The organism is Shimia sp. MMG029 (genome assembly GCF_027947445.1).
Classification (GTDB): domain Bacteria; phylum Pseudomonadota; class Alphaproteobacteria; order Rhodobacterales; family Rhodobacteraceae; genus Shimia.
The window spans coordinates 1-25,833 of sequence record NZ_JAQJIM010000003.1 but is presented as its reverse complement, the minus strand read 5'-3'; the positions used below and the strand labels follow the sequence as shown (position 1 = coordinate 25,833).

27 protein-coding genes are annotated in these 25,833 nt (G+C 58.1%); 24 read left to right on the top strand and 3 right to left on the bottom strand.

Features of this window, described 5'->3' with window-relative positions; genetic code table 11:
* Positions 1-13 precede the first annotated feature (13 nt).
* The 10 genes from PJL69_RS09460 to PJL69_RS09415 all read left to right on the top strand — a co-directional run bounded on the left by PJL69_RS09460 (position 14) and on the right by PJL69_RS09415 (position 10,372).
* Positions 14-1,264 carry an ABC transporter substrate-binding protein gene (locus PJL69_RS09460; protein ID WP_271309443.1) on the top strand — a complete coding sequence of 417 codons (1,251 nt, stop codon included), beginning with the start codon at positions 14-16 and terminating at the stop codon, positions 1,262-1,264.
* 87 nt (positions 1,265-1,351) lie between these two features.
* Complete coding sequence (locus tag PJL69_RS09455) at positions 1,352-2,245, top strand: carbohydrate ABC transporter permease (RefSeq protein ID WP_271309442.1); 894 nt, start codon at positions 1,352-1,354, stop codon at positions 2,243-2,245.
* On the top strand, positions 2,245-3,126 hold the full coding sequence (locus tag PJL69_RS09450) for a carbohydrate ABC transporter permease (RefSeq protein WP_271309441.1): 882 nt from the start codon (positions 2,245-2,247) through the stop codon (positions 3,124-3,126). Before PJL69_RS09455 ends, PJL69_RS09450 begins: the two co-directional genes overlap by 1 nt.
* A 6-nt stretch (positions 3,127-3,132) precedes the next feature.
* On the top strand, positions 3,133-4,245 hold the full coding sequence (locus PJL69_RS09445; RefSeq protein ID WP_271309440.1) for an ABC transporter ATP-binding protein: 1,113 nt from the start codon (positions 3,133-3,135) through the stop codon (positions 4,243-4,245).
* A complete protein-coding gene (locus PJL69_RS09440) occupies positions 4,245-5,006 on the top strand; it encodes a 3-ketoacyl-ACP reductase (RefSeq protein ID WP_271309439.1) in 762 nt (253 codons plus the stop codon). The genes PJL69_RS09445 and PJL69_RS09440 overlap by 1 nt, the downstream gene beginning before the upstream one ends.
* Positions 5,007-5,015: 9 nt before the next feature.
* Positions 5,016-6,608 (top strand): GMC family oxidoreductase, encoded by a 1,593-nt coding sequence (locus PJL69_RS09435; protein ID WP_271309438.1) that lies wholly within the window; start codon positions 5,016-5,018, stop codon positions 6,606-6,608.
* Complete coding sequence (locus PJL69_RS09430; protein WP_271309437.1) at positions 6,605-6,913, top strand: Dabb family protein; 309 nt, start codon at positions 6,605-6,607, stop codon at positions 6,911-6,913. Before PJL69_RS09435 ends, PJL69_RS09430 begins: the two co-directional genes overlap by 4 nt.
* 24 nt (positions 6,914-6,937) lie before the next feature.
* Positions 6,938-8,098 carry a dihydrodipicolinate synthase family protein gene (locus PJL69_RS09425; RefSeq protein ID WP_271309436.1) on the top strand — a complete coding sequence of 387 codons (1,161 nt, stop codon included), beginning with the start codon at positions 6,938-6,940 and terminating at the stop codon, positions 8,096-8,098.
* Between the two features lie 12 nt (positions 8,099-8,110).
* Positions 8,111-9,118 carry a LacI family DNA-binding transcriptional regulator gene (locus PJL69_RS09420; protein ID WP_271309435.1) on the top strand — a complete coding sequence of 336 codons (1,008 nt, stop codon included), beginning with the start codon at positions 8,111-8,113 and terminating at the stop codon, positions 9,116-9,118.
* 3 nt (positions 9,119-9,121) lie between these two features.
* Entirely contained in the window at positions 9,122-10,372 is a 1,251-nt protein-coding gene (locus tag PJL69_RS09415; protein ID WP_271309723.1) for a glycerate kinase type-2 family protein, read from the top strand.
* A gap of 36 nt (positions 10,373-10,408) precedes the next feature.
* Here the strand turns inward: PJL69_RS09415 and PJL69_RS09410 are convergent, their stop codons facing one another.
* Complete coding sequence (locus PJL69_RS09410) at positions 10,409-11,764, bottom strand: family 4 glycosyl hydrolase (RefSeq protein ID WP_271309434.1); 1,356 nt, start codon at positions 11,762-11,764, stop codon at positions 10,409-10,411.
* Between the two features lie 338 nt (positions 11,765-12,102).
* Between PJL69_RS09410 and PJL69_RS09405 the strand changes: the two genes are divergently transcribed.
* Together PJL69_RS09405 and PJL69_RS09400 are read left to right on the top strand one after the other, a co-directional pair.
* A complete protein-coding gene (locus PJL69_RS09405) occupies positions 12,103-12,789 on the top strand; it encodes a D-lyxose/D-mannose family sugar isomerase (RefSeq protein WP_271309433.1) in 687 nt (228 codons plus the stop codon).
* A 9-nt stretch (positions 12,790-12,798) separates the two neighbouring features.
* The gene (locus PJL69_RS09400; RefSeq protein ID WP_271309432.1) at positions 12,799-13,728 is read left to right on the top strand and encodes a carbohydrate kinase family protein; all 930 of its coding nucleotides are present in this window, start codon (positions 12,799-12,801) and stop codon (positions 13,726-13,728) included.
* Positions 13,729-13,739: 11 nt separating this feature from the next.
* On the opposite strand, the gene PJL69_RS09395 is transcribed toward PJL69_RS09400, so the two are convergent.
* Positions 13,740-14,597 (bottom strand): DUF302 domain-containing protein, encoded by an 858-nt coding sequence (locus tag PJL69_RS09395; protein WP_271309431.1) that lies wholly within the window; start codon positions 14,595-14,597, stop codon positions 13,740-13,742.
* Between the two features lie 8 nt (positions 14,598-14,605).
* Positions 14,606-14,989 (bottom strand): DUF4345 domain-containing protein, encoded by a 384-nt coding sequence (locus PJL69_RS09390; protein ID WP_271309430.1) that lies wholly within the window; start codon positions 14,987-14,989, stop codon positions 14,606-14,608.
* Positions 14,990-15,218: 229 nt separating this feature from the next.
* Here PJL69_RS09390 and PJL69_RS09385 point away from each other — a divergent pair, with 229 nt between their 5' ends.
* From PJL69_RS09385 to PJL69_RS09330, 12 genes are all read left to right on the top strand, one after another.
* Positions 15,219-15,845, top strand: a complete 627-nt coding sequence (locus tag PJL69_RS09385; RefSeq protein ID WP_271309429.1) for a hypothetical protein — start codon at positions 15,219-15,221, stop codon at positions 15,843-15,845.
* A gap of 74 nt (positions 15,846-15,919) precedes the next feature.
* Positions 15,920-16,306, top strand: coding sequence for a tol-pal system-associated acyl-CoA thioesterase (ybgC, locus tag PJL69_RS09380; protein ID WP_209100630.1), 387 nt, complete (start codon positions 15,920-15,922; stop codon positions 16,304-16,306).
* A gap of 112 nt (positions 16,307-16,418) precedes the next feature.
* Positions 16,419-17,096, top strand: a complete 678-nt coding sequence (gene tolQ / locus PJL69_RS09375) for a protein TolQ (protein ID WP_209100629.1) — start codon at positions 16,419-16,421, stop codon at positions 17,094-17,096.
* A 3-nt stretch (positions 17,097-17,099) separates the two neighbouring features.
* A complete protein-coding gene (gene tolR, locus PJL69_RS09370) occupies positions 17,100-17,600 on the top strand; it encodes a protein TolR (protein ID WP_271309428.1) in 501 nt (166 codons plus the stop codon).
* A gap of 9 nt (positions 17,601-17,609) precedes the next feature.
* Positions 17,610-18,704 (top strand): hypothetical protein, encoded by a 1,095-nt coding sequence (locus PJL69_RS09365; RefSeq protein ID WP_271309427.1) that lies wholly within the window; start codon positions 17,610-17,612, stop codon positions 18,702-18,704.
* A gap of 20 nt (positions 18,705-18,724) precedes the next feature.
* A complete protein-coding gene (gene tolB, locus PJL69_RS09360; RefSeq protein WP_441347478.1) occupies positions 18,725-20,026 on the top strand; it encodes a Tol-Pal system beta propeller repeat protein TolB in 1,302 nt (433 codons plus the stop codon).
* 113 nt (positions 20,027-20,139) lie between these two features.
* Complete coding sequence (pal, locus tag PJL69_RS09355; RefSeq protein WP_271309425.1) at positions 20,140-20,649, top strand: peptidoglycan-associated lipoprotein Pal; 510 nt, start codon at positions 20,140-20,142, stop codon at positions 20,647-20,649.
* Positions 20,650-20,655: 6 nt separating this feature from the next.
* Entirely contained in the window at positions 20,656-21,492 is an 837-nt protein-coding gene (gene ybgF, locus PJL69_RS09350) for a tol-pal system protein YbgF (protein ID WP_271309424.1), read from the top strand.
* Positions 21,483-22,697 (top strand): tRNA lysidine(34) synthetase TilS, encoded by a 1,215-nt coding sequence (gene tilS, locus PJL69_RS09345; RefSeq protein ID WP_271309423.1) that lies wholly within the window; start codon positions 21,483-21,485, stop codon positions 22,695-22,697. Before ybgF ends, tilS begins: the two co-directional genes overlap by 10 nt.
* 124 nt (positions 22,698-22,821) lie before the next feature.
* Positions 22,822-24,741 (top strand): ATP-dependent zinc metalloprotease FtsH, encoded by a 1,920-nt coding sequence (gene ftsH / locus PJL69_RS09340; protein ID WP_271309422.1) that lies wholly within the window; start codon positions 22,822-22,824, stop codon positions 24,739-24,741.
* Positions 24,742-24,926: 185 nt separating this feature from the next.
* Complete coding sequence (locus PJL69_RS09335; RefSeq protein WP_271309421.1) at positions 24,927-25,523, top strand: MOSC domain-containing protein; 597 nt, start codon at positions 24,927-24,929, stop codon at positions 25,521-25,523.
* A 187-nt stretch (positions 25,524-25,710) separates the two neighbouring features.
* Positions 25,711-25,833: formate--tetrahydrofolate ligase (locus tag PJL69_RS09330; RefSeq protein ID WP_271309722.1), on the top strand; the 123-nt coding region annotated here is incomplete at its 3' end.

Sequence of the window (25,833 nt, the reverse complement as noted above, 5' to 3'; positions counted from 1 at the left end):
TTGGGAGGATAACATGCGAATTTTTACAAAAACTAAGGCTGCTGTTGTGGGCGCATTGCTGGCCAGCACCAGCATGGTGCAGGCTGCAGATGTTGAGGTGCTGCACTGGTGGACCTCTGGTGGTGAAGCGGCCGCGCTGAACGTTTTGAAACAGGATCTGGAAGGCCAAAGCGTTGGCTGGCAGGACATGCCTGTTGCTGGCGGTGGCGGTGAGCAGGCGATGACTGTGCTGCGCGCGCGCGTGACAGCAGGCAACCCGCCAACCGCCGTACAGGCGCTGGGCTTTGATATTCTGGACTGGGCCAATCAAGGCGCGCTGGCAAACCTGAATGATGTGGCTGCCAAAGAAGGCTGGGACGAGGTCGTTCCTGATGCCCTGAAGGCTTTTGCAAAAGCGGATGGCAAATGGGTTTCCGCACCTGTGAACGTGCATTCCACCAACTGGGTCTGGGCGAACAAAGCTGTGCTTGACGCCAATGGGATCGCCCAGCCAACCAATTGGGATGAGTTTGTTTCCGCTGTGGAAGCTCTGAAAGCGGCAGGTGTCACACCAATCGCGCATGGCGGTCAAGCCTGGCAGGATGCCACCGTGTTTGACGCGGTTGCGATGGGCGCATTGGGCCCGGATGGTTACAAAGCGGCCTTCATTGATCTGGACAGCGAGACTCTGGGCAGCGACGCCATGAAAACCGCGTTTGATCGTATGGCTTTCATTCGTGACAACGTGGATGACAACTTCTCTGGCCGCGACTGGAACCTTGCAACCGCGATGGTGATCAACGGCGAAGCAGGCTTCCAGATGATGGGTGACTGGGCGAAGGGCGAATTCCTGAACGCGGGCAAAGTGCCAGGCGAGGATTTCCTTTGCTTCCGTTTCCCGGGCACGGCGGAGCAGGTGACCTTTAACGCTGACCAGTTCATGATGTTTGATCAGGGGGGCGAAGTGTCCACCGAGCAGGCCGCGCTTGCAAGTGCGATCCTGTCGCCAAGCTTCCAGTCTGCATTCAACGTGGTGAAAGGCTCTGTGCCAGCGCGTACCGACGTGTCTGATGCGGACTTTGACGCTTGCGGCAAACAGGGCATGAAAGACCTCGCAGCAGCAGCCAGCAGCGGCAACCTGTTTGGCTCCATGGCGCATGGCCACGCGGCCCCTGCCTCTGTCAAAAACGCGGTTTATGACGTGGTGACAGCGCATTTCAACGGCGAGTACGACAGTGAAACTGCAGTACAGGAGCTGGTGGATGCGGTGGATATCGCGAAGTAATCCATAGGGTTACCTCCCCTGGCGGGGCTGTCACTTTAGGCCCCGCCGTCTTTCTCAGACTTTTTCTTTCCCAATGGAGGTCGCGTCATGGCGCAGACTGCTGAGGCGGACTTTAAAACCCGTCTACAGAATTGGATTCCCAAATTGGTGCTGTCGCCCTCGCTGGCGGTGATCCTTGTGTTTGTCTACGGGTTCATTCTGTTTTCCGTCTATCTTTCTTTTACGGACAGTCGCCTGTTGCCGTCGTATGGCTGGGTTGGCTGGGAGAACTACTCCAAGCTCTGGCGCCTGAGCCATTGGGAGATTTCGCTGACAAACATGGGCATATTTGCCCTGCTGTACATCACGCTTTGCACGGCAATTGGCCTTGGGCTGGCGATCTTTCTGGATCAGAAAATCCGAGGAGAGGGGCTGTTGCGCCCGCTTTACCTCTATCCGATGGCGTTGAGCTTCATCGTGACCGGGACCGCCTGGAAGTGGTTCCTTGATCCGGGGATCGGGCTTGAAAATGTGATGCACACCTGGGGCTGGGAAAGCTTCAAGTTTGACTGGATCAAGAACCGAAACTTTGCGATTTACACCGTGGTTCTGGCCGCTGTCTGGCAGACGTCCGGTTTTGTGATGGCGATGTTCTTGGCTGGTTTGCGCGGGATCGACAATGAGATCCTGAAAGCCGCACAGATGGATGGCGCGAGCAATTGGAATCTCTATCGCCGGATCATCATCCCGCAGCTGCGGCCTGCGTTTCTGTCCGCCTTTGTGATCCTGAGCCACCTTGCGATCAAGACCTTCGATCTGGTGATTGCGCTGACCGGTGGTGGACCGGGGCGGGCCACTGAGCTGCCTGCGACCTTCATGTATTCCTACACGTTTACGCGCAACCAAATGGGGATCGGTGCGGCATCCGCGACCATCATGCTGATGGCGATTGCCTCAATCATGATCCCCTATCTCTACTCTGAACTGCGGGAGAAACGGTGATGTCTGTTGCGACCCAAGACACAGCGATCCGCACCGGGCGTTTCACGCGCACGCTGATTTACGTGGTGCTGATCCTGTTTGCGCTGTTCTACCTGCTGCCGCTCTATGTGATGCTGGTGAACTCGGTAAAGCCACTGGATGAGATCACTGGCGGTGGCATGATGAGCCTGCCAAGTGCCTTTACGCTTGAGCCGTGGAAGCAGGCCTGGGCGAGCGCGCAGATTGGTGTGGAGCCTACGGGCCTGAAGCCATACTTCTGGAATTCCATCAAAATGGTCGTGCCTGCGGTGACAATTTCCACCGTGCTTGGCGCGCTCAATGGCTATGTGCTGACCAAATGGCGCTTCAAAGGCGATACGATCCTCTTTGGCCTGATGCTCTTTGCCTGTTTCATTCCGTTTCAGATCGTTCTGATCCCAATGGCGCGGATGCTCGGGCTGATGGGGCTGGCCGGATCGACCTATGGTCTGTCCTTTGTCCACATCGTTTTTGGCATTGGTTTCACCACGCTTTACTTCCGCAACTATTACGCGGTGTTCCCAACCGAGCTGATCCGTGCGGCGCAGATTGATGGGGCCGGGTTCTTTCAGATCTTCTGGCGCATTCTGTTGCCAAGTTCTGGGCCAATCGCGGTGGTGAGCGTGATCTGGCAGTTCACCAACATCTGGAATGACTTCCTGTTTGGAGCTTCCTTTGCCGATGCGAGCAGTCAGCCGATGACTGTGGCGCTCAACAACCTCGTGCAATCGAGCACGGGTGTCAAAGAATACAACGTGCATTTTGCCGGGGCGATCCTGGCGGCGATGCCCACTCTCTTCGTTTACATCGTGGCCGGACGGTACTTCGTGCGTGGCCTGATGGCGGGCTCAGTTAAAGGATAAGACGTCATGGGCTTTCTCGACATTGATAAGGCAACCAAATCGTATGGCGCGGTCGAAGTGCTGCATAATGTGGACATCTCGGTAGAAGAGGGCGAGTTCCTTGTGCTGGTCGGCCCATCGGGCTGTGGCAAATCCACATTGCTTAATATGATTGCGGGGCTGGAGGACATCACCGGCGGAGAGATTCGCATCAAAGATCGGGTGATGAATGGGGTGCATCCCTCCAATCGCAATATCGCGATGGTGTTTCAGAGCTATGCGCTCTACCCAAATATGACCGTGGGACAGAACATCACCTTCGGTCTGGAAATGCACGGTGTGCCAAAGCCCGAGCGTGAAAGGGCGATGCATGATGTGGCCAAGCTGTTGCAGATAGAGCAACTGCTGGATCGCAAGCCCGGTGCGCTGTCTGGTGGTCAGCGGCAGCGCGTGGCCATGGGGCGCGCGCTGGTGCGAGATCCGGATGTGTTCCTGTTTGATGAGCCGCTGTCAAACCTTGATGCAAAGCTGCGTGTGGATATGCGCACGGAGATCAAGAAGCTGCACCAGAAGCTTGGCACCACAATTGTTTATGTGACCCACGACCAAATCGAGGCGCTGACGCTGTCGACCCGGATTGCGGTGATGAACGGTGGCTGTGTTCAGCAGCTTGGCACGCCTCAAGAGATCTACGACAACCCGGCCAATATCTTTGTCGCGACCTTCATGGGCTCACCTGCGATGAATGTTCTTCCGGCAAAGGTGGTGATGCAGGGTGGTCGCCCCGCTGCGCAGGTTGTGCTGTCAGATGGGGGGCAGGCGGTGCTGCCTTTCAGTCAGGACAATCTGGCGACCTATGAGGGGCGGGAGATCTTGCTGGGCATTCGGCCAGAAACCATCACGGACCCCGACAGCGCCGATCGCAAATCGAGCAACGTTGCAGAGCTGTCCAACCGAATCGATGTGACCGAACCGGCAGGCTCGGACACCTTTGTGTCTATGCAGCTTGGCGGGCGCGATGTGATTTCGCGCATGCGCTCTGACGTGCCTGTGGCGGCGGGGCAGCAGTTCACCTTTGCGGTCAATATGGAGAAGGCCGTGGCCTTTGACCCGGACACAGAGATGCGGATTGCCCCCTGATGGATGCAGGTGTTGCTCTGATCACGGGCGGGCAGCAAGGCATCGGGTTGGGCATTGCCCAGGCGCTGCAGGAGGCGGGCTTTCAGATTGCCATTGCCTCCTTGCCAGACGCGGACGCGCCAGAGGTTGCAGCGGGTCTGGCAGCTCTTGGTGGCGCGGCGCTCTATATCCCACACGATGTGAGTGATCTCGCTGCGATCCCGGCCCTGTTTGATCAGGTGGAGGCGGCACTGGGGCCGGTCACAACATTTGTAAACAATGCCGGTGTGGGCGCGCCCGTGCGCGGTGACCTGCTCCATCTGAAGCCTGAGAACTGGGATTTTGTCCAGAACATCAACCTGCGCGGAGCCTTCTTTCTGGCGCAAGAAGCGGCGCGGCGCATGGTGACGCTGGACGGGGCGAGTTATCGCTCCATCAGTTTTGTGACCTCGGTGAGTGCGGAAATGGCCTCGCCAGAACGTGGGGAATACTGCGTCTCCAAGGCGGGGGCGTCGATGGTGGCAAAGCTCTTTGCTGCGCGACTGGCGGCGGAAAACATCGGTGTTTTTGAACTGCGTCCGGGCGTGATTGCGACGGATATGACAGCGGCTGTGAAGGGCAAATACGACGCGCGGATTGCGGATGGGTTGATCCCGGCTGCGCGGTGGGGACAGCCCGGCGATATTGGGCAAGCGGTGGTGCCGCTGGCGTTGGGGCAGATGGCCTATTGTAGCGGATCGGTGATTGCCGTGGATGGCGGCCTGTCGATTGCGCGGCTGTGAGGAATAGAGATGAAGACGGATTTTGATTTCATCGTTGTTGGCGGTGGCTCTGCCGGGTCGGTGATTGCGGCGCGGCTGAGCGAGGTGGCGGATGTGTCTGTCTTGCTGCTTGAGGCAGGGGGCACGGATCGGCATCCGTTTTTCCATCTGCCAGCCGGCTTTGCCAAGATGACCAAGGGCATCGGCAGCTGGGGTTGGACAACCGTGCCGCAGAAACACATGAAAAATAAGATTTTTCCCTATACGCAGGCCAAGGTGATCGGCGGTGGCTCTGCGATCAATGCGCAGATTTACACCCGCGGTGCGGCGCAGGATTATGACGATTGGCGCCAAATGGGCTGTGAAGGCTGGGGCTATGACGATGTGCTGCCTTATTTCCGCAAGTCCGAGGATAACGACACGCACAACAACCAATTTCACGGACAGGGCGGGCCGCTGGGTGTGAGCCAGCCTGCGGCCCCATTGCCGATCTGTGATGCGTTTATTGCGGCGGGGGGAGAACTTGGCATTCCTGCAGCCGGTGACATGAATGGCGAGAAGCAGGATGGGGTCGGGTACTATCAGCTGACCCAGCGCAATGCGCGGCGCTCTTCGGCGGCTATGGCGTTTCTCGCGCCCAATCGCAATCGCGCTAACTTGACGGTTCAGACGGGTGCACAGGTGCGCCGCCTGACTGTTGAGAGCGGGCGGGTGACGGGGGTAGAGTTGATGGATGGCACCAAGCTGCATGCCGCGCGCGAGGTTGTGCTGTCGTCTGGTGCGATTGGATCTCCACGACTGCTGCAGCTTTCCGGCATTGGGCCAGCGGACGACCTCTCAGCACTCGGCATTGAAGTGATTTTGGATCAGCCAAATGTGGGAGCCAACCTTCAGGACCATCTGGATCTTTACGCGATTTGTGAGGTCAGCGGGCCGCACACCTATGATCGCTTTGCCAAGTTGCATATGTCGGCCATCGCTGGGCTGCAGTATCTGTTTGCGCGCAAAGGGCCTGTGGCGAGCAGTCTCTTTGAAACCGGCGGTTTTTGGTATGCAGATGAAAGCGCGCGGTCGCCAGACATTCAGATGCATCTTGGCCTTGGCACAGGGATTGAGGCGGGCGTGGCGGCGATGCCCAATGGCGGCGTGACCCTGAACGCATGCTTCTTACGTCCCCGCTCGCGCGGCTCAGTCAGGCTGCAAAGCGCAGATCCGAGCAAAGCGCCATTGATTGACCCCAACTATCTGGCTGATCCCTATGACCGGGAAATGTCGCTGCGAGGGTTGCAACTGGTGCGGGACATTCTCGCGCAGGACGCACTCAAGCCCTACGTTCTGGCAGAGCGTTTGCCGGGGCCGGACGTGACCACAGAGCAGGAAGCGTTTGACTTCATCTGCCAGCATTCCAAAACCAGCCACCATTGTGCAGGGACCTGCCGCATGGGGCCGGATGACGCGGCGGTGGTCGACATTCGCTTGCGATTTAACGGTCTTGAGGGGCTGCGCGTGGCGGATGCTTCAATCATGCCAACCGTCAATTCATCAAACACCAACGCACCATCCATCATGATCGGCGAAAAGGCCGCCGATATGATCAAAGAAGATCAAGGGCTTACAAAATGATCAAACATATCGTTCTCACCCGGTTTCGCGCAGATGTGTCTGAGGAGACCATCGCAGAAATCTATGCCGGTTTGGCCAGCGTCACAGGGCGGCTCGCAGGGGCATCTGGGTTTCATGGTGGGCGGTCAACAAGCCCAGAGAAGATTGAGCGTGGCTACATGCATGGCTTCACCATTGATTTTGAGAGTTTTGACGACCTTGCCGCTTATTCGGAGGATGCAGAGCACAAGCGTTGGGGCGCGGAGATCGTGGCGCATGCCGAAGGCGGGCTCGATGGTGTCCTGGTTTTGGATGTGGAAGCCTGAGCCGATGGTCGGAGGAGTGATTTCATGCTGAAGCTGCCGACACAGGACGGGCGCATCGAAGACTATCGTCTGCAAGGCACACCGCTTGTGCCGCGCGCACCACAAGTGGAACTGACCCGCACGGCATTTGCTGCAGCGCATGTGGTGTCTGATCCTCTCGCTGAGCGAGACCCCTGGACAGGTCGCCCGGCAGTGGATTGGGACGCGACACTGGCGTTTCGTCAGGGCCTTTGGGATCAGGGGCTTGGTTTGGCAGAGGCGATGGACACGGCGCAGCGTGGCATGGGCGTGGATTGGGCCACTGCAAGTGAGCTGATTGAGCGCACCATGGTTGCGGCCAAGGCGCATCCGCAAAATCCGCGCGTGGCCTGTGGCGCCGGGACCGATCATTGCGCGCTGCCTGAGCTGACCTCTGCCGATGCGATCATCGCAGCCTATGAGCATCAGGCCGAAGTGATTGAAGCAGCGGGTGGGCAATTGATCCTGATGGCGACACGCGCGCTGCCTGCGATTGGGGCCGATAAAGAGGTCTATCGCACGGTGTATCGCCGGTTGATTGACGGGGCCGCGCAACCGGTGATCCTGCATTGGTTGGGGGAGATGTTTGATCCGGCATTGGCGGGCTATTGGGGCTGCGACACCGTTGCTGAGGCCAATGATTTTGTGCTGGACCTGATCTGCGAGAATCCGACCCAAGTGGATGGCATCAAAATCTCGCTGCTCGATCAGGCGCATGAGGAGGCGTTCCGTGCGCGTCTGCCCGGCGGGGTGCGGCTTTATACCGGGGATGATTTTAACTACGCGCCGCTGATTGAGGGGGATGGCAGCCATCATTCTCATGCGTTGCTGGGCATCTTTGCCGCCATCGCACCAGCGGCAAGTCAGGCGCTGGAAGCCTTGGCGATGGGTGACACAGCACGCTATCACGCTCTGCTTGCGCCCACTGTGCCGCTGTCACGCGAGATTTTCCGCGCACCCACCCGGTTTTATAAGGCGGGCATCGCCTATCTGGCATGGTTGAATGGCGCACAGAGCCATTTCATTATGCCGGGCGGGTTTCAGGCGAGCCGCGACATAACCCACTATGCAGAGGTGTTTCGTTTGGCAGACACAGCTGGTTTGCTGACCCAACCAGAGCTGGCAGAAACACGTATGAAAGCCTTGCTTTCCGTGCATGGTATCTGACACGTAGCGGCCATGGAACGCAGACCAACAATCAAAGATGTGGCTCGCGAGGCTGGGGTGTCTAAATCCACTGTCAGCCTCGTGTTGCAGGGCAGCACTTTGGTAAAAGCGGAAACGCGTGACCATGTGCAGAAAGTGATGGCTGAAATCGGTTATGTCTATAACCGTGCGGCGGCCAAACTGCGCTCTGGATCTACGGGGTTGATTGGGCTGGTCATCAATGATCTGCGCAACCCGTTTTTTTCCGAGCTTGCCGCATCTCTGCAACGCAGCCTCAGCCAACAGGATTATGCGGCGGTGGTGGCCAATACCGAAGAGGACCCGGCGCAGCAGCAGAAAATGATCAAAGCGCTGATTGAGCATGGTGTGTCTGCCTTTGTGATCTGTCCGGCCTATGATGACAGCGGGCAGGCGCTCGAGCCAATTGCACGCGCTGGTTTGCCTGCGATACAGGTGTTCCGCCGGGTGGATGATCGGCTTGATCTGTTTCCTTTTGCGGCGCCGGATTATGCTGAGGGCGGTCGGCTTGCGACTGAGCATTTGTTGGCACAGGGCGCGCGCAAAATCGCTTTTGTGGGTGGTCTTGAAGGGCGGCCTGTGACGCAGGAGCGAGCGTCTGGGTACCTGAAGGTGATGGCTGAGCGTGGGCAAGAGCCTATTGTGCTGGCAGGCGCATCAACGCGGCAGTTTGGACGCGAACAGGCGCAGGTTTTGGCAAGCCAATATCCAGATGTGGATGGGGTTGTCTGTTTCAACGACTTGGTTGCGCTCGGGCTGGTTGCGTCATCAGCGGCGCAAGGGCGGGCCATTGGGTCTGATTTAAGGGTTGTTGGCGTTGATGACATCGAAGAATGTGCACATAGTGCGCCCCCGTTGAGTTCGGTGAGTTGCCGCATTCCCGAATTTGCCACCCATATCAGCGATACCCTGCTGGGGTGGCTCACCCAAGGCCCGGCTCCTGCGCCGGATGTGCGCCTGCCCGTGTCTTTGAAGGTGCGGGCCTCCAGTGGAGAAAGCTAAGTGATTGAGACCCCAACTGACTTCCTGAGATCGTTGTTTGCCAAAGCCGTCGCTGTTGCGGACCCAATGGCGGCGCTGCCTGCAGCCCTGCCAGAAAAACCGGCCGGACGCGTGATTGTTGTGGGCGCTGGCAAAGCAAGCGCGCGCATGGCGGAGGCGCTGGAAGCGGCCTGGGGGCCTTGCGAGGGGCTGGTGATCACGCGCTATGGCTATGAGCGGCCTTGTTCCGGCATTCGCATCGCCTCTGCTGCGCACCCTGTGCCGGATGCGGCAGGCGAGGCGGCCACGCTGGAAATGCTGGATTTGATGCGGGGACTTGACGCTGAGGACACGGTGATCTGCCTGATTTCTGGCGGGGCCTCCTCTTTGCTGACGGCGCCTGTGCCTGGCGTGACCTTGGACGAATTGCAGCAGGTGAACGCAGATTTGCTGGCCTCTGGTGCGCCGATTTCGGCGATGAACGCCCTGCGCAAACACCTGTGTCAGGCCAAAGGTGGGCAGTTGGCGGCAGCGGCCTATCCGGCCAAAGTGGTGGCTTTCCTGATTTCGGACGTGCCGGGGGATGATCCGGGCATGATTGGCTCTGGCCCGACGGTTGGCGAGCCTTCCGATCTGGATGCCGCGCTGGCCGCGGTGGCACCCTTTGGCGTTTCACTGCCCGCACATGTTGAGGCCGCTGCGCGTGCGCATGGCGGCGTGGTCACGCCGGATGATGCGCGGCTGTCGACCACCGAAAATGTGCTCTTTGCCTCCCCGATGCAGTCACTGCTTGCGGCAAAGGCTGTTGCAGAAGAGGCGGGATGCACGGTGGAGATTTTGGGCGATGCGTTGGAAGGCGAGGCGCGCGAGGTTGCGGCGGCGCATGCGGCTTTGGCAAAAGAGCGTGCCGCGACGGCAAAAGGGCCTTTGCTTCTGTTGTCTGGCGGGGAACTTACAGTGACACGGCGCGGTGACGGCGTAGGGGGACCAAACGCGGAATATGCGCTGGCACTGGCAGAGGCGCTCAACGGGGCGGAGGGGATTCACGCGCTGGCATGTGACACCGATGGCGTAGACGGAGCTGCGGAAGTGGCTGGGGCGGTGATCTCGCCCGAAACGCTTGCGGAGGCTGCAGCGCGCGGCGTGGATGTGGCGCAGGCTTTGGCTATAAACGATGCGCACAGCTTTTTTGCCAAATTAGACGCGCAGGTCGTGCCCGGACCAACACTGACCAACGTAAACGATTTTCGGGCGATTTTGATCAACCCGTTATGAGCGCGCGCCGCAGACAGAACTGCGGCGCAACTTTGCTTAGGTCAGATAATCAAGCCATGGGCTTTGCTCGGCAATCATGTGATCGACCAGAGCTGGGATGCCTTTGGATTTGGTCACGATCGGATCCACGAGGAGCGCTTGTACCACCAGATCGCGACTGCCTTGCAGGATCGCTTCGGCGGTCATGTCGTGGATGCCAATTTGATTTGACAGAAGGCCGCGCACGCCTGCCGGAATATCGACGGCAATGCCATGCAGGCCTTGGGTGTCAATATTGGCGGGCACTTCGACACAGATCCAGTGCGGCAGATTGGCGATGAAACCCTTGTTGGGAATATTGACGGCGGCCTCTTCATAGGTGGGGGCGCCAAGCAGTGCGTCCATGATGGGCACAACGCGTTCTTTCAAGACAGGCTCGATCACAGGGTCGGTCTTGCCAAGGAAGTTGCGGTAATAGGTGTAGAAATCCAGAATGCCCTGATGATCAGAGCAGTCATGCGCCCACTGAATGTACTCGCCAAAGTGGCTGTCATAGGTGATGGGCAATGCGCCGAACTTTTCCAAGATCTCGGCAAAAAGCCAGCGATCAGACCATGGCCGTACCGTGTCGATCATGCTCAGGTCCACATCCATCCAACCTTCGGTTTCAATGGAGGCACCGGTTTTGCGCGACGCTTGCAGGATTTCGGAATAGCCTGGCATCGCTGCGAAGTAACTTTCTGCTTTGCTGCGCACATCGGGGTAAGCATCGCTACCATCTTTGAGGTAGGTACAGCTGGTCATGACCGAAAAGTGGTTCAGCCCGCCAGCGCGATAGGAAATCTCGTCGCGCGCAACGCCCAGCAGGGGGGCGAGATGGCGCTCCAATGACGCAATTTCATGGCACATTCCCACAAATTCGAGCTCAGGAAACTTGCGGTGCACGGCGGTGCAGATGCGGCTCATGGGGTTTGAGTAGTTGAATACGGTTGCGTCTGGGCAGATATCCATAACCTGCTGACAGATTTCAAGAATGGGCGGGATGATCCGCAGGCTGTGGAACAAGCCACCGGGCCCGCCATTTTCGCCGTAAACCTGCGGGATGCCGTATTGCTGCGGGATTTTCCAATCCATATCCCAGAGCGCAAAGCGATCGCCAACTTCAATCGAGATCACCACAAAACGGGCGCCGCTCAGGGCCGCATTCAAATCTGTTGTTGCGGACAAGCTTTGTTTCAATCCATGAGCGGCGATGTAGTCTTCAGCCACTTTGAGCGTGCGCTGCGCTGCCGCGAGATTGATGTCATGCAGAATGATCTCTGCGTCTTTCAGGTTGGCGCTTTGAAAAATGTCGCCCAGCATCCCGGTTCCAAATTGCAGGCTGCCTGCGCCGACGAGGACAATCTTTGTCATGTGGCTCTCTCCTATTGCGCGCCCTGATGGGCGAAAGCTGACAAGGTTTACTGAGGGATATCGTCGCCACCTGACCGCGCTGGGATCAAATGGGCAACGACACTGACCTGCACGCGTTTGGCACAGGTGTTACTGGTAACCTGCTGGGCGAAATGGGTTTCGGCAAGTGTGTTTTTGAGCGTTTGGAAACGAAACTTGTTTCGGGGCCTACACAAGCAAAACAGGCTGTTTCAGTTCTGCGTGTGTGCTGGCGGAAAAGGGTGGACTGTTAGCGCTAATATCGCTTTTATGACGCTGGCCTCACGTGGCATGCGCGGGCCCGGAGGAGAGACACACACATGAAACGCTCAACCATCAACGAAATCATGGCCGCGGCCGATGACATGATCCGATCTTACGGGTTTAAGTTGCCCCCTTTTGCCTATTGGCGGCCAGATGAATTTGTGGCGCACAAAGAGGCCGCCAAAGCGCTGATAGACGCCCGTTGTGGATGGGATATCACGGACTATGGCGCGGGCAATTTTGAGGAAATGGGGCTGTTCCTTTTCACGTTGCGCAATGGACGGCTGGCGGATCTGCAGCGTGGCGGAGGCATGTGTTACGCCGAAAAGCTGCTGATTTCGCGGCAGGATCAGCTGTCCCCAATGCACACGCACGTAATCAAGGCCGAGGACATCATCAACCGCGGCGGCGCAACCATGGTGGTGGAGCTCTATGGCTCTGACGACGATGGAAATTTTGCCGAAGATCGCGGCGGGATGGTGATGTGTGATGGCATTGCGCGTCCGTTTGCGCCGGGTGAGAAGATCAAATTTGCACCGGGAGAAAGTCTGACGCTGATGCCGGGAGATTGGCACGCGTTTTGGGGCGAAGGTGGTGACGTGCTGATCGGGGAAGTCTCGACCGTGAATGATGATGAGACCGACAATGTTTTTCGCGCGCCAATTGGGCGCTTTGCCGAGATTGATGAGGATGTTGACCCCATGCACCTGCTGGTGAGTGACTATACCAAGTGGCTTGGGTGAGGGCTGGCTATGATCCTGTGTTGCGGTGAAGCGCTGATTGATATGATCCCCGAAGCCACTGTGAGTGGTGGTGAAGGCTTTGTGCCGCATGTCGGCGGTGCGGTTTTTAACACGGCGGTGGGGCTGGGGCGTCTTGGCGCTTCTGTGGGTTTGCTGAGTGGCATTTCAGAGGATCGTTTTGGGGCGCAACTTATCGCGCGCCTTGAAGAGAGCCATGTCGTAACCGACGCAGTTGTGCGCTTGGATCGGCCCACGACGATGGCGTTTGTCAATCTGTCAGGGGGCCATGCGACCTATGATTTCTACGATGAGAACACTGCCGGGCGGATGATTGCGCCTGAGAATGTGGCGCCTATAGAAGACACTGTGGAAGCGCTGTTTTTTGGTGGGATCAGCCTTGCCGTGGAGCCGTGCGCAGACACCTATGCCGATGTGCTGGCGCGCGAGGGGCAGAGCCGTGCGGTCATGATTGACCCAAACATCCGTCCGGGTTTCATTCGGGAAGAGGCGGCGTATCGCGCTCGGTTGGACAAGATGCTGGCACAGGCAGATGTGGTGAAGGTTTCAGATGAAGACCTTGCATGGCTGATGCCAGACCTTGCCGGTATGGACGCGCGCGCCGCACAGTTGCTGGCGCAGGGGTCTGCCTTTGTGATTGTGACCTGCGGCAGTGACGGAGCGCGGGGGTATCTGCATGCAGGTGACCCGATTGTTGTTCCAGCCGAAAAGACCGAGGTGGTGGACACGGTCGGGGCAGGCGACACGTTTAACAGCGGTGTTTTGGCGAAGCTGTCAGAGCTTGGCGCACTGAGCAAAACGGCGGTGCGCGCGCTTTCCGCAGCGCAGGCGGAGGCTGCGATGGCTCATGGTGCGAAAGTTGCGGCTGTGACGGTGGCGCGTGCAGGCGCGAACCCACCTTGGGCCAGTGAGCTGGGGTGAAATGGGTCGCTTTAAAGCGCGCCTTTGAAAGTTTTTGTAAGCCTGTTGTTTAACTGGCGGTGTGGTGTGCTGCTTTCGCCATAATGAATCTCGGCCAGCGCCGCGATGTCATTGAACAAAACAACAGACCCACTGCCGCCGTCTGAGTAGACAAGCAGTTTCTGACAAAAGGCATCCAAGCCAATGGCAGGGAAGTCTGCCATTGCGACACCTCCGGGCGCGGGGCCACCAAAAAGCAGCAGTACCGCTTCGTTTATGTGTACATCCAGCGCGGCGGCTTCTGCTTGATAGTCGATTTCTCCGAACCAGATTGTGTCGCTTTGCGCCTGTATGGCTTTGGTGAGGCTTTCCACCGCGTCTGAAACGCTTAGATCAGATGTGAGCTCAACGATGCCGTAGTTTTTGCTCAGGCCGGTGACAGGCGCAGGCTGCGCACCAAGATCACGAAAAACTTGCGTTTGTGTGGCGTCGATGGTTTTGAGCGTCGCTGTATTTTCTAACCCGTGGCGAAGTTTCAGAAACGCTGCGCTGGTATAGATGACATGTGTCCCACCATCTTGCGCGAAGGAGAGCGCGCGGAAAGGTAGATCCAGCCCCGCACGCAGGTTTTCTGCAAGAACGGAGGTGTTTGTTTTTGGGTCAGAATAAATGAGTGCCCTTGCTGGCGGCATGTCAACGCCCTCAGCCGCAGCCAAACGCGCATGATCAATGTCCGCAACTTCCAGAAATCCGGCGTTCCGCGCACCTTCTTGCAATTGCGCGATGTGTGTATCCACATCTTGTTGCAACGCCTGAGATTGCGCATGAGCGGCGCCGCACAAAAGCCAAAGCGTTGCGGCAAGACGGGCTGTGCGGTTTTGGAAAAACATCTCTTGCCCTACTCAGCCGTGTTGATCTTTGAGAGTGTCAACGCAGCCAAGATCGCAAAGGCCAACTCTGCCAGAAGGTAGAACATCAGAACGGCGTTGGGCATTCCGTCCACAAGGATGCTCAATATGCGCCCAGCTGCCAGCCCCGCCATGAAAAGAAACAGAACCCAGAGGGCAGCGTGTTGCAATGCTGGCGTAACGGCAGCAATCAGCCAGAACGCTGCATTTGCAAGGTAGAGTCCCATGATCGCACGGAACACATGGGTGTGGTTTGTCGTTTCAACTGAAAAGCCCAGCAAATAGGGGAGGGAGCTGCCCGGCGCGATGCCGTAAGATAAGGCGATTGGCACCAGCCCTAGGGCTGCAAGCATGAGCAAGAGTTTCGCATTCATTGCCGGATCCGATCAAATAATGTTTTTACAATACGGTCAGGATGGGCTGCTTGCTGCAGCCTGTCAACGCTGGGTTGTTTTTTGGTGACATGCTGCACTAGGTCCTCGGTGTCTTTGACATGTCGCTCACTCACACTCTCTCTGTTGTGGCGCATCGCCCACAGGTCCAGCTCTTGCTTTCTGTTGGGGCGGGCGGCATGAAGCGGATGTGAACGCAGGAGGCCCGCATATGACACCGCAGGACGTCGAAAAACTCTTTACCCGTCGTGACGGCAGCTATGGATTTGCCCGTTGGGGGCGGCCAATTGCGCCGGTGGTGTTTGGTGTCGAAGACGAGACCCTGCGCACGGTGAAAGGGGCATTTGAAGCGGTGGCCACTTTGGTGGGCCATCAGATGGCAGAGACCGACCCGGAACTCGGCAGCAATCTGATGATGTTTTTCTTCCGCGAATGGGATGAGCTGTTGGCCGTGCCGGATCTGGATCGGCTGATCCCAGATCTTGCCGAGTTGGTGGCACGGTTGCAGACCGCTGATGCCACTCAATATCGGGCCTTCCGATTTGACGATGATGGGGCGATCCAGGCGGCGTTTGTTTTCCTGCGGATGAGCGCAGATATGGCGAAGCTGCCCGCAGAAGCGCTGGCGCTTGGGGAAGCGGTGCAGACCATTGTGACCTGGGGGCCTGAGGCTTTTTCTCAGACCTCTCCCCTGGCCGTGGTGCCTGAGAGCGGTGCGACGGTGCTGCGCCCTGAGATCGCGGCCGTGATCGCGGCGGCCTATGATCGCATGATGCCCGTGGCCGCAGCGGATGCGAGCCATGCGCTGCGCCTGTTTGCGCGGTTGCGTCTGGAGTGATCTTGAGCGGTAGCCGCTTGCAATGGCCGTGGTGTGCGCCTACCCATAGGGCAGCTGAATTTGGAGCAAGTTCAATGATCTACACCCTGCCAATCCGCATCTACTATGAAGACACCGACATGGCGGGTATTGTCTATTACGCCAACTACCTGAAGTTCATTGAACGCGGGCGCAGCGAATGGGTGCGCGAGCTCGGGCTGGATCAGAAAGAGATGAAGGCCGAGGGCATCGTTTTTGTGGTGCGTCGGGTTGAGGCGGATTACCTTGGCTCTGCCGTACTGGACGATGAACTGACGGTTGAAACCGAAGTGCGTAACGTGACTGGTGTGCGCCTGACCATGGATCAGCGGGTAAAGCGTGGCGAAGAGCTGCTTTTTCAGGCGGTGGTCACGGTGGTTTGCGTGAATGAGGCAGGCCAACCTGTGCGTTTGCCGGCAAATATCCGCCAAATGATCCATTAAGGCGCGCAAATTTTTGCGATTGCGGCCAATTCATTAGATTTCTCAGTGGAAACCCGCTAAGTTTGCTTTCAAACAAGGCTCCGAAAGAGGGCCTCAGGCAAGAGCAGGCATAATGGAACACGCAGCAGTCGATTTCTCGATGTGGGCGCTTTTCGCGCGCGCAACCCTCACCGTAAAGCTGGTCATGGTGATGCTCATTGTAGCGTCGTTCTGGTCTTGGTCAGTGATCATTCAAAAACACATCATGTATCGCAAGGCGCGGCGCGAGGCAGCACGGTTTGACCGGTCCTTCTGGTCGGGCGAGCCGCTGGATCAGCTGTTTGAGGAGCTGGGGCCGGAGCCGCGCGGGCGTTCTGCGCGGGTGTTTGCGGCTGGCATGGTGGAGTGGCAGCGCAGTCACCGTCAGGATGGTGGATTGATTGCCAATGCCACCAGCCGGATTGATCGCTCAATGGATGTGGCGATTGCAAAAGAAGCTGATGAGCTGCAGCATGGTTTGCCAATTCTTGCTACGGTTGGCTCGACTGCACCGTTTGTGGGGCTGTTTGGCACGGTGTGGGGCATTATGAATGCTTTCATCGAGATTGCCGCGCAACAGAACACCAACCTTGCGGTGGTTGCGCCGGGTATTGCAGAAGCGCTTCTGGCCACGGGTCTTGGCCTTCTGGCGGCGATCCCGGCGGTGATTTTTTACAATAAGCTTAGCTCGGACAGCGACCGGATCGTTTCAGGCTATGAAGCCTTTGCTGATGAATTCGCCACGATCCTCAGCCGCCAGTTGGACGCTTAAGCCATGGGCGCGGGCGTGATGAAATCGGGCGTGGGAGGCGGCAAACGCCGTCGCCGCAATCGGCGCAGCAGCCAGCCGATGAGTGAGATCAACGTCACGCCTTTTGTGGATGTCATGTTGGTTTTGCTGATCATCTTTATGGTGGCGGCACCGCTGTTGACGGTGGGCGTGCCGGTGGAATTGCCAAAAACCGCCGCCAACCCTTTGCCGGGCGAGCAGGAAGAGCCGCTGACCGTGACCATCGACAAGGATCTGGGCATCACCATCATGACCACGCCTGTGGCAGCAGACGAGCTTGTGCCCAAACTGCGCGCGGTGGCGGCAGAGCGCAGCTCTGAGCGGGTTTACCTGCGCGCAGATGGGGCCATTCCTTATGAAGCGGTGGTGCAGGTGATGGGGGCTTTGAATGCGGGCGGATTTAGCGATGTTGGTCTTGTGACCGATGTGGGCGGTCCGGCGCTGGACGGCATCGAGCCCGCTGCGACTGCAGGCACGGACAACTAGGGCGCAGGCGTGCATATCGGCCACTATATCTCTGGCATTGCCCACACCGGTCTGATCGGTTGGGTGTTGTTTGGTGGGGTGTTGAACCCCGATCCACCTCCGATGGAGGTGACGGATGTCTCTGTGATTTCGTCTGCGGAGTTTGATGCGCTTGTGCAGGGGCAAGTTGCGCCGGAGACGGCGACAGAGGTGGCCTTGCCCACCCCGCCAGAAGAGGTGGCCCCAACGCCAGAGGTGACATCGCAGCCTGATGAAGCACCCGAGCAGGTCACGCCGCCAGAAGCTCCGGCAAGTGAACCGGATATTTCGCCTGAACTTACCGAAGTGACGCCTCCGGCCCCAATTGAGCCGGAAGATGTGGTGCAGGACGTGCCTGAATTGCCCACGCCCGAAAGCGATAGCGCGGTTGTCATTCCTGACGCGCCGGTGCGCCCGGTGACGCAGCCTGCAGAACGTGTCGCCCCGGAGCCTGTGGCGCCTCCAGAGCCTGACACGGCAATTGCTGATGTGGTGCAAGAAGCGACCGAGCCAGATGCGGCTGCGGAGAGCCGCGAAGAGGTGCAGGAAGAGACAGCGCCAGAGGCAGCGAGCACAGAGATTGCCACCGAACCCAAGCAGGAAGAGCTGGCCAGCGCGGCGCCAAGCCGGTCTTTGCGCCCACGTGTGCGACCTGCTGCGCGTCCGGAACCAACGCCTGCGCCAGATGCAAATGAGGATGCGATTGCTGCTGCTTTGGCGGAGGCAAGTGCCGCTGAAACCGCAGAGACCGCTGCTGCCCCATCGGGCCCACCGCTGAGCCAAGGAGAGCGTGATGGGTTGCGCGTTGCAGTGCAGCAGTGTTGGGTCGTGGATGTGGGCTCGCGCGCGGCAGATGTGACCGTGGTGGTGGGCCTGTCGCTTGACCGCGACGGCAAGGTGCAGGGCGACATTCGTATGTTGAGTGCGGAAGGTGGCGATGCCGCTGCGGCGCAGACGGCTTTTCAGGCCGCAAGACGCGCGGTTTTGCGCTGTCAGAAAGACGGATATGATTTGCCAGTGGAAAAATATGACCATTGGCGAGATGTTGAGATTACATTTAACCCAGATAATATGAGGCGCCGATGAGCAGACTTTTTGCCACAGTGATGATCGGGGTGATGGCCCTGAGCCTATGGGCGCATAAGGCGGCGGCGCAGAGCACGCCTTTGCGGATTGAGATCACCGATGGTGTGATTGAGCCCTTGCCCTATGCGGTGCCGGAATTTGTGGCTGAGACACAGGGCTCCAATCAGATCGCACGCGACATGAGCCAAGTGATTGCGGCGGATCTGAACGGCACCGGATTGTTCCGCCAAATCCCGGCCAGCGCCCATATTTCGAAAATCACCAATTTTGACAGCCCCATTCAATATGCCGATTGGAAGGCCATTAATGCACAAGCTTTGATTTCCGGCGGTGTGTCGGTGAGTGGCAATCAGTTGGAGGTGCGTTTCCGGGTCTATGATGTGTTTGCGGGCACGGAGCTGGGCGGTGGTCTGCGGTTTAAAGGCACGATCGATGGCTGGCGGCGCATGGCGCACAAAGTGGCTGATGAAGTCTATTCGCGGATCACGGGCGAAGGCGGCTATTTTGACAGCCGCGTGGTGTTTGTGAGTGAAACTGGCCCCAAGAGCGACCGCAAGAAACGTCTGGCCGTGATGGATTATGACGGCGCCAACCTGCAATATCTGACAGACAGCAGCGCCATTGTACTTGCGCCTCGGTTCTCCCCCAAAGGCGATCGTGTGCTGTACACAAGCTATGAAACCGGCTTCCCGCAGGTGTATGTGCTGGATGTCGGCTCGGTGCAGCGTCGGGTGCTGTCCAATGACAGCGGCACGATGAGCTTTGCCCCCCGATTTTCACCCGACAGTCGCAGCGTTGTGATGTCAGTGACAGAAGGTGGCAACACCGACCTTTACAAAATGGACATTGCGAGTGGCAAGCGCCAGCGCCTGACCTCCACGCCCTCCATCGAAACGGCCCCGAGCTACAGCCCGGATGGCAGCCGGATCGTATTTGAAAGCGACCGGTCTGGCACGCAGCAGCTCTACATCATGGGCGCAAACGGGGGCGAGGCCACGCGGATCAGCTTTGGCAAAGGGCGCTATGGCACGCCCGTCTGGAGCCCACGCGGCGATCTGATCGCTTTCACCAAACAGCACAATGGCCGATTCCACATCGGCGTGATGCGGGTGGATGGCAGCGAAGAGCGTCTGTTGACGGCCTCTTTCCTTGATGAGGGGCCAACCTGGTCGCCAAATGGCAGGGTGATCATGTTCACACGTGAAACCAAAGGCTCTGGCGGGGTGTCCGCGCTTTATTCTGTGGATGTGTCAGGGCGCAATCTGAAGCCGGTGAGCATCTCTGGTGGTGGCTCGGACCCCAGCTGGTCACCGCTGCAATAACGCTTGTGCGAGTGTGTCATGGTGACGTTTTATAGAAAGCGCGCTTGTGATACACGGGTGCGACAACAGGTAAGAGACGAAAGAACTTTCGGGATAAGAGGCGAGGCGATTTCATGAAGACTTGGACAAAAGCGGCGTTTTTGGTGGCCGCAGTGGCGCTGGGCGCTTGTACGAATTCGGATCGGTTTAACACGGGCAGCGACGGCTTCGGACCCGATGGCGCAGGGGCCGGGGTCGGCAGCAGCGCAGATCCGCGCTCGATTGCCTATTTCCAAGAAGCGGTCGGGGATCGGGTGTTGTTTTCGGTGGATCAGTCCACACTTGGTGAACAAGGACGCCTGACAGTTCTGGCGCAGGCCAACTGGCTGCTTGAAAACACCGACTACGTTGCGGTGGTTGAAGGGCACGCGGATGAACAGGGCACACGTGAATACAACCTTGCGCTGGGTGCGCGCCGTGCGAGCGCGGTGAAAGAATTGCTTGTCGCGCAGGGTGTTGCGTCCAACCGGGTGCGCACTGTGAGCTATGGCAAAGAGCGCCCGATCGAGGTTTGCTCTCAGGAAAGTTGTTATGCGCAAAACCGCCGTGCGGTGACTGTGCTGACGGCGAATGTTTCGGGGTAAGTGACGATGCGAGCGCAGGTATTTGCAGGACTGAGCGCACTTGCGCTTGTATTGGCCCCCGTCATGGGCAGCACGCAGACGCGTGAGGAAACGCTTGCGGATGTGCGTCAGCAGCTTTCGGTTCTTTATGTGGAAATCCAGCAACTTAAGCGCGAACTTTCCACCACGGGCGCGCCAGGTACAGTGACTGCAGGGGCCTCCACACTGGAGCGTGTGGATGTCATTGAGCAGCAGTTGCAGGTGCTGACCAACAAAACCGAAGAGCTGCAATACCGCGTTGAGCGCGTTGTGGAGGATGGCACCAACCGGATCGGTGATTTGGAGTTTCGGCTTGTTGAGCTGGAAGGCGGCGATCTGAGCCAGCTGGGTGAGACCACAACTTTGGGCGGCGCTATCGCGGCCGCGACCCCCGCGGCAGGCGAAGACGATGGCTCCGGTGATGGGGAGCCCACAGAACTTGCCGTTGGTGAAGAGACGGATTTCAATCGTGCCATGACGGCGCTGGACAATGGTGAATACACCTCTGCCGCAGATCAATTTGCGTCCTTTGTGCAGACTTATCCGGGCAGTCCTTTGGAGTCTGAGGCGCATTTGCGTCGGGGCCAGGCACTTGAAGGGGCAGAAGACAAAACCGGTGCGGCGCGCGCGTTTCTGGAGGCCTACTCCGGTGCGCCTGTTGCGGGCACCGCGCCCGAAGCGTTGTTCCGTTTGGGCAAATCCCTCGGCGCGCTTGGACAGGCCAATGAAGCCTGCGTGACGCTCAATGAAGTTGGTGTGCGTTTCCCCGGCGGCGTTTTTGTCTCTGAGGCGCAGGCCGAGATGGCCAACCTGCAGTGTCCCTGACCTCTCTCGCGGCTGCCCTGACACAGGCACTGCAAGAGGGCTTTGGCCATACAGTGCCTGAAAGGATTGGTGTCGCCGTCAGCGGTGGCGGTGATTCCATGGCGCTGATGGATCTTTTGCGCGTTTGGGGGCAGGCGGAGCTTTTTGTTGCGAGCGTTGATCATGGCCTGCGGCCTGAATCCGTGGAAGAGGTTGCCTCCGTCGCAAATTACGCTGCGTGCCATGGATTGAAGCATACAGCATTGCGCTGGGACTGGGATCGACAGGGCAATCTTCAACAGGCCGCACGTGAGGGACGGAGGAGATTGTTGCGAGATTGGGCCGAGGCGCAGGGTCTTGGGTGTGTTGCACTTGGGCACACGGCGGATGATCAAGCCGAAACCTTCCTGATGCGGCTGGCACGTGGCTCGGGCGTTGACGGGCTTTCTGCTATGGAGCCCGCGCGCAAAGAAGGAGACATCACATGGGTGCGTCCGCTTCTGAAGGTGCGCCGTGAAACCCTACGTGCCTACCTGCGTGAGAGGGGGCTGACTTGGGCGGATGATCCAAGCAATGACGATGAGACATATGATCGTGTCAAAGCCCGGCAGATGATGGGAACGCTGGAACCTCTGGGGCTGAGTGTCGCACGGCTGACACAAACGAGCGATCACATGCGGGCGCAACGTGGCTTGGCGGATTGGGCCGTTGAGCGGGCGGAGCAGGATGTGATGTCCTATGATGTTGGGGACGTGCTGTTTGATCACGCAGGATTGAAAGCCTTGCCCGATGCGCTTCAGGCACGTCTGATTTCAAAGGCTTTGGGTTGGGTGTCTGGCAATAGCTATCGCCCCCGCTTTAAAGCGTTGAGCGAGGTGTTGGACGCACATGCGCCCAAAGCTTTGCATGGGTGTTTGGTGATCCCAAAGGCGGGCATGCTGCGTATCAGTCGTGAATGGAACGCTGTGAAAGACCTTCGTACGGGTGTGAACGCCGTTTGGGATGGCCGCTGGCGCCTCGCGCGAGCAGGTGGCGAAGTTTCAGCGGGTTTGGAGATCGCGGCGCTTGGAGAGGCAGGAATGGCACAGGTGCCCGACTGGCGATTGAGTGCGCGGCCACGCCAAAGTGTGCTCTCCTCGCCTGCTGTTTGGCATGGGGATACGCTCATTTCTGCACCGCTTGCTGGGCTTGCGAACGGCTGGGAAGCGCAGGTTTTGGCGCCTTAGTGTCAAAATGGCACGACTTGCGAGGCTCTTTGTCAAATATCGCATTGATAACGGGGCAGCGATCTCTATTTAACTGTGTACGCGCCCGTGATAGGGAACGGGCGTACTGAAAGGGAGACTTGCCTTGGGCAATGCGCGAAATGTAGCTTTCTGGGTCGTGCTGTTTTTGCTGATCCTTGCCTTGTTCAATCTGTTCAGCGGTGACAGCAGCACACTGCAGAGCCGTGAAATCAGCTATTCTGACTTTGTAGCTTCTGTTCAAAGCGATCAGGTGGCCAGCGTCACGCTGGATGGCGAGAAAGTGCGCTATACCACCAAGGACGGCTCCAATTACATGGCAGTGATGCCTTCGGATGCGGAAGTGACGAACCTTCTGATCGACCAAGGCGTTCCTGTACGCGCAGAGAGCCAGGAAACCTCTGGTTTTCAGGCGTTCCTGATTAGCCTTCTGCCTTTCCTTCTGCTGATTGGTGTCTGGGTTTACTTCATGAACCGCATGCAAGGCGGTGGCAAAGGTGGTGCAATGGGCTTTGGCAAATCCAAAGCCAAGATGCTGACCGAGAAGCAGGGCCGCGTGACCTTTGATGATGTCGCGGGCATTGATGAGGCCAAGGAAGAGCTCGAAGAAATCGTCGAGTTCCTGCGCAATCCTCAGAAATTCTCCCGCCTTGGCGGCAAAATCCCTAAAGGCGCGCTGCTTGTGGGCCCTCCCGGCACTGGTAAAACACTTCTTGCACGTGCGATCGCTGGCGAGGCGGGCGTGCCGTTCTTCACCATCTCCGGCTCTGACTTCGTTGAGATGTTCGTGGGTGTGGGTGCAAGCCGCGTGCGTGACATGTTTGAACAGGCCAAGAAAAACGCGCCTTGTATTGTGTTTATCGACGAGATTGACGCCGTGGGTCGCCATCGTGGCGCCGGTTATGGCGGCGGCAACGACGAGCGTGAGCAAACGCTCAACCAACTGCTTGTTGAAATGGACGGCTTTGAAGCCAACGAAGGTGTGATCATCCTCGCGGCCACCAACCGCCGCGATGTGCTTGACCCTGCGCTGCTGCGCCCGGGCCGTTTTGACCGCAACGTGACTGTGGGCAACCCAGACATCAAAGGCCGCGAAAAAATTCTTGGCGTGCATGCGCGCAAGACCCCGCTTGGCCCCGATGTGGACCTGCGCATTATTGCGCGGGGGACACCTGGCTTCTCCGGTGCGGATCTGGCGAACCTTGTGAATGAGGCGGCTCTTATGGCCGCACGTGTTGGCCGCCGCTTTGTCACTATGGAAGATTTCGAATCAGCCAAAGACAAGGTGATGATGGGGGCGGAGCGCCGCTCTATGGTTCTGACGCAGGATCAAAAAGAGAAAACAGCTTATCACGAAGCTGGCCACGCGCTGGTGGGTCTGAAACTTCCGGAATGTGATCCGGTTTATAAAGCGACCATCATTCCGCGCGGTGGCGCCTTGGGCATGGTTGTGAGCCTGCCAGAGATGGACCGGCTGAACTGGCACAAGTCTGAGTGTGAGCAGAAGCTTGCAATGACCATGGCAGGCAAAGCTGCTGAGATCATCAAATATGGCGACGATCACGTTTCCAACGGTCCAGCAGGTGACATTCAGCAAGCCAGCCAACTGGCCCGCGCGATGGTGATGCGCTGGGGTATGTCTGATAAGGTTGGCAACATCGATTACGCCGAAGCCCACGAAGGGTATCAGGGCAACACCGGTGGTTTCTCTGTGTCGGCGCATACCAAAGAGCTGATCGAGGAAGAGGTGAAGCGCCTGATCCAAGATGGCTACGACAAAGCCCACAAGCTTTTGAGTGACTACAACGAAGAGTGGGAGCGTCTGGCGCAGGGGCTTCTGGAATACGAAACGCTGACTGGTGACGAAATCAAACGCGTGATGGATGGCGATCCGCCTCAGTCCGGCGATGATGACGGCAGTGATACGGATGAAGGCAACGCGCCAAGCGTAACAGCCATTCCGAAAACCAAGCCACGCAGCAAACCTAGCGGTGACGGTGGCATGGAGCCAGAACCAACAGCGTGATCAGATCCGCTGATGAAATAAAGCCCGGAGTGTGAAAACGCTCCGGGCTTTTTTCTGCGTGTGTCTTATCGCGCTGACGTCGCGCATTTGGCGTGTGTTTTGCTGATGAGACTCATCAAGAAGGTTGTTTTGCCCTTTTTTCGGCATCCGCGTAGGCTGCGCAAAACGACTTTAGGGAGCCTTCAATGCCGGCGCTGAAACCCACGAAATTTTCCGCAAAAATTGTCTGGCTGGGGCAGGTTGCTCCGGCGGGGAAAGACCTGAGTGCGACATCTGTTGAGACGCTCTCGCTTGTCATCGGAGGGGCTGAGGGCGAAGCGCACAGTGGAATCACCCGTCCCTCCTGTGTGCGGGTCAAGGCGCTGTATGAAAAGGGCACTGAGATTGCAAATGTACGCCAGCTCTCTGTGTTGTCCAAAGAAGAGCTTGATTTGATTGCGCAGGATATGGGGTTGGCGGCGCTGGATCCTGCCTGGCTTGGCGCCTCAATCGTGTTGGAAGGCATTCCTGATTTCACGCATGTCCCGCCCAATGCACGCTTGCAAGGGCCTGATGGGGCCACCATCACGATTGATATGGAAAACCGACCCTGCGTGTTGCCGGGGCGGGTGATTGAAGGCAGTCATCCGGGGCATGGGCCGAAATTCAAAACCGCCGCAGAAGGACGCCGGGGCGTGACCGCGTGGGTCGAGCGGCCCGGACAGTTCGCCGTTGGCGATGTGGTGCAGCTCTTTGTCCCTGATCAGCCGGTTTGGGCGCATCTGGATGAGGCCCGGGCGTAAAGCAGCGCTAACGCGGCGTATCAGTGCGCTGTGTCGCCGATGCTGACGTTGCGTTTCCAAAAAGAAACAGCCGTGTTTGATGCCGACGCAACAAGCGCGGAAAATGTCGGAATTGCATGCCGGTGTTCTGATTGTGAGCGCTACAAGAGGGGCAGAAAGCGTCAATACTCTTGTGACAGGACCCGCCATGAGTTTCAAAACCGACATCGAAATTGCCCGCGAAGCCAAGAAACAACCGATCCAGGAGATTGGTGCAAAGCTGGGCATCAGCAGCGCTGATTTGCTGCCTTACGGCCACGACAAGGCCAAA

Coding starts and splice junctions, on each gene's coding strand:
- PJL69_RS09460 (WP_271309443.1), top strand. CDS start 14: ATGCGAATTTTTACAAAAACTAAGGCTGCTGTTGTGGGCGCATTGCTG.
- PJL69_RS09455 (WP_271309442.1), top strand. CDS start 1,352: ATGGCGCAGACTGCTGAGGCGGACTTTAAAACCCGTCTACAGAATTGG.
- PJL69_RS09450 (WP_271309441.1), top strand. CDS start 2,245: ATGTCTGTTGCGACCCAAGACACAGCGATCCGCACCGGGCGTTTCACG.
- PJL69_RS09445 (WP_271309440.1), top strand. CDS start 3,133: ATGGGCTTTCTCGACATTGATAAGGCAACCAAATCGTATGGCGCGGTC.
- PJL69_RS09440 (WP_271309439.1), top strand. CDS start 4,245: ATGGATGCAGGTGTTGCTCTGATCACGGGCGGGCAGCAAGGCATCGGG.
- PJL69_RS09435 (WP_271309438.1), top strand. CDS start 5,016: ATGAAGACGGATTTTGATTTCATCGTTGTTGGCGGTGGCTCTGCCGGG.
- PJL69_RS09430 (WP_271309437.1), top strand. CDS start 6,605: ATGATCAAACATATCGTTCTCACCCGGTTTCGCGCAGATGTGTCTGAG.
- PJL69_RS09425 (WP_271309436.1), top strand. CDS start 6,938: ATGCTGAAGCTGCCGACACAGGACGGGCGCATCGAAGACTATCGTCTG.
- PJL69_RS09420 (WP_271309435.1), top strand. CDS start 8,111: ATGGAACGCAGACCAACAATCAAAGATGTGGCTCGCGAGGCTGGGGTG.
- PJL69_RS09410 (WP_271309434.1), bottom strand. CDS start 11,764: ATGACAAAGATTGTCCTCGTCGGCGCAGGCAGCCTGCAATTTGGAACC.
- PJL69_RS09405 (WP_271309433.1), top strand. CDS start 12,103: ATGAAACGCTCAACCATCAACGAAATCATGGCCGCGGCCGATGACATG.
- PJL69_RS09400 (WP_271309432.1), top strand. CDS start 12,799: ATGATCCTGTGTTGCGGTGAAGCGCTGATTGATATGATCCCCGAAGCC.
- PJL69_RS09395 (WP_271309431.1), bottom strand. CDS start 14,597: ATGTTTTTCCAAAACCGCACAGCCCGTCTTGCCGCAACGCTTTGGCTT.
- PJL69_RS09390 (WP_271309430.1), bottom strand. CDS start 14,989: ATGAATGCGAAACTCTTGCTCATGCTTGCAGCCCTAGGGCTGGTGCCA.
- PJL69_RS09385 (WP_271309429.1), top strand. CDS start 15,219: ATGACACCGCAGGACGTCGAAAAACTCTTTACCCGTCGTGACGGCAGC.
- ybgC (WP_209100630.1), top strand. CDS start 15,920: ATGATCTACACCCTGCCAATCCGCATCTACTATGAAGACACCGACATG.
- tolQ (WP_209100629.1), top strand. CDS start 16,419: ATGGAACACGCAGCAGTCGATTTCTCGATGTGGGCGCTTTTCGCGCGC.
- tolR (WP_271309428.1), top strand. CDS start 17,100: ATGGGCGCGGGCGTGATGAAATCGGGCGTGGGAGGCGGCAAACGCCGT.
- tolB (WP_441347478.1), top strand. CDS start 18,725: ATGATCGGGGTGATGGCCCTGAGCCTATGGGCGCATAAGGCGGCGGCG.
- pal (WP_271309425.1), top strand. CDS start 20,140: ATGAAGACTTGGACAAAAGCGGCGTTTTTGGTGGCCGCAGTGGCGCTG.
- ybgF (WP_271309424.1), top strand. CDS start 20,656: ATGCGAGCGCAGGTATTTGCAGGACTGAGCGCACTTGCGCTTGTATTG.
- PJL69_RS09335 (WP_271309421.1), top strand. CDS start 24,927: ATGCCGGCGCTGAAACCCACGAAATTTTCCGCAAAAATTGTCTGGCTG.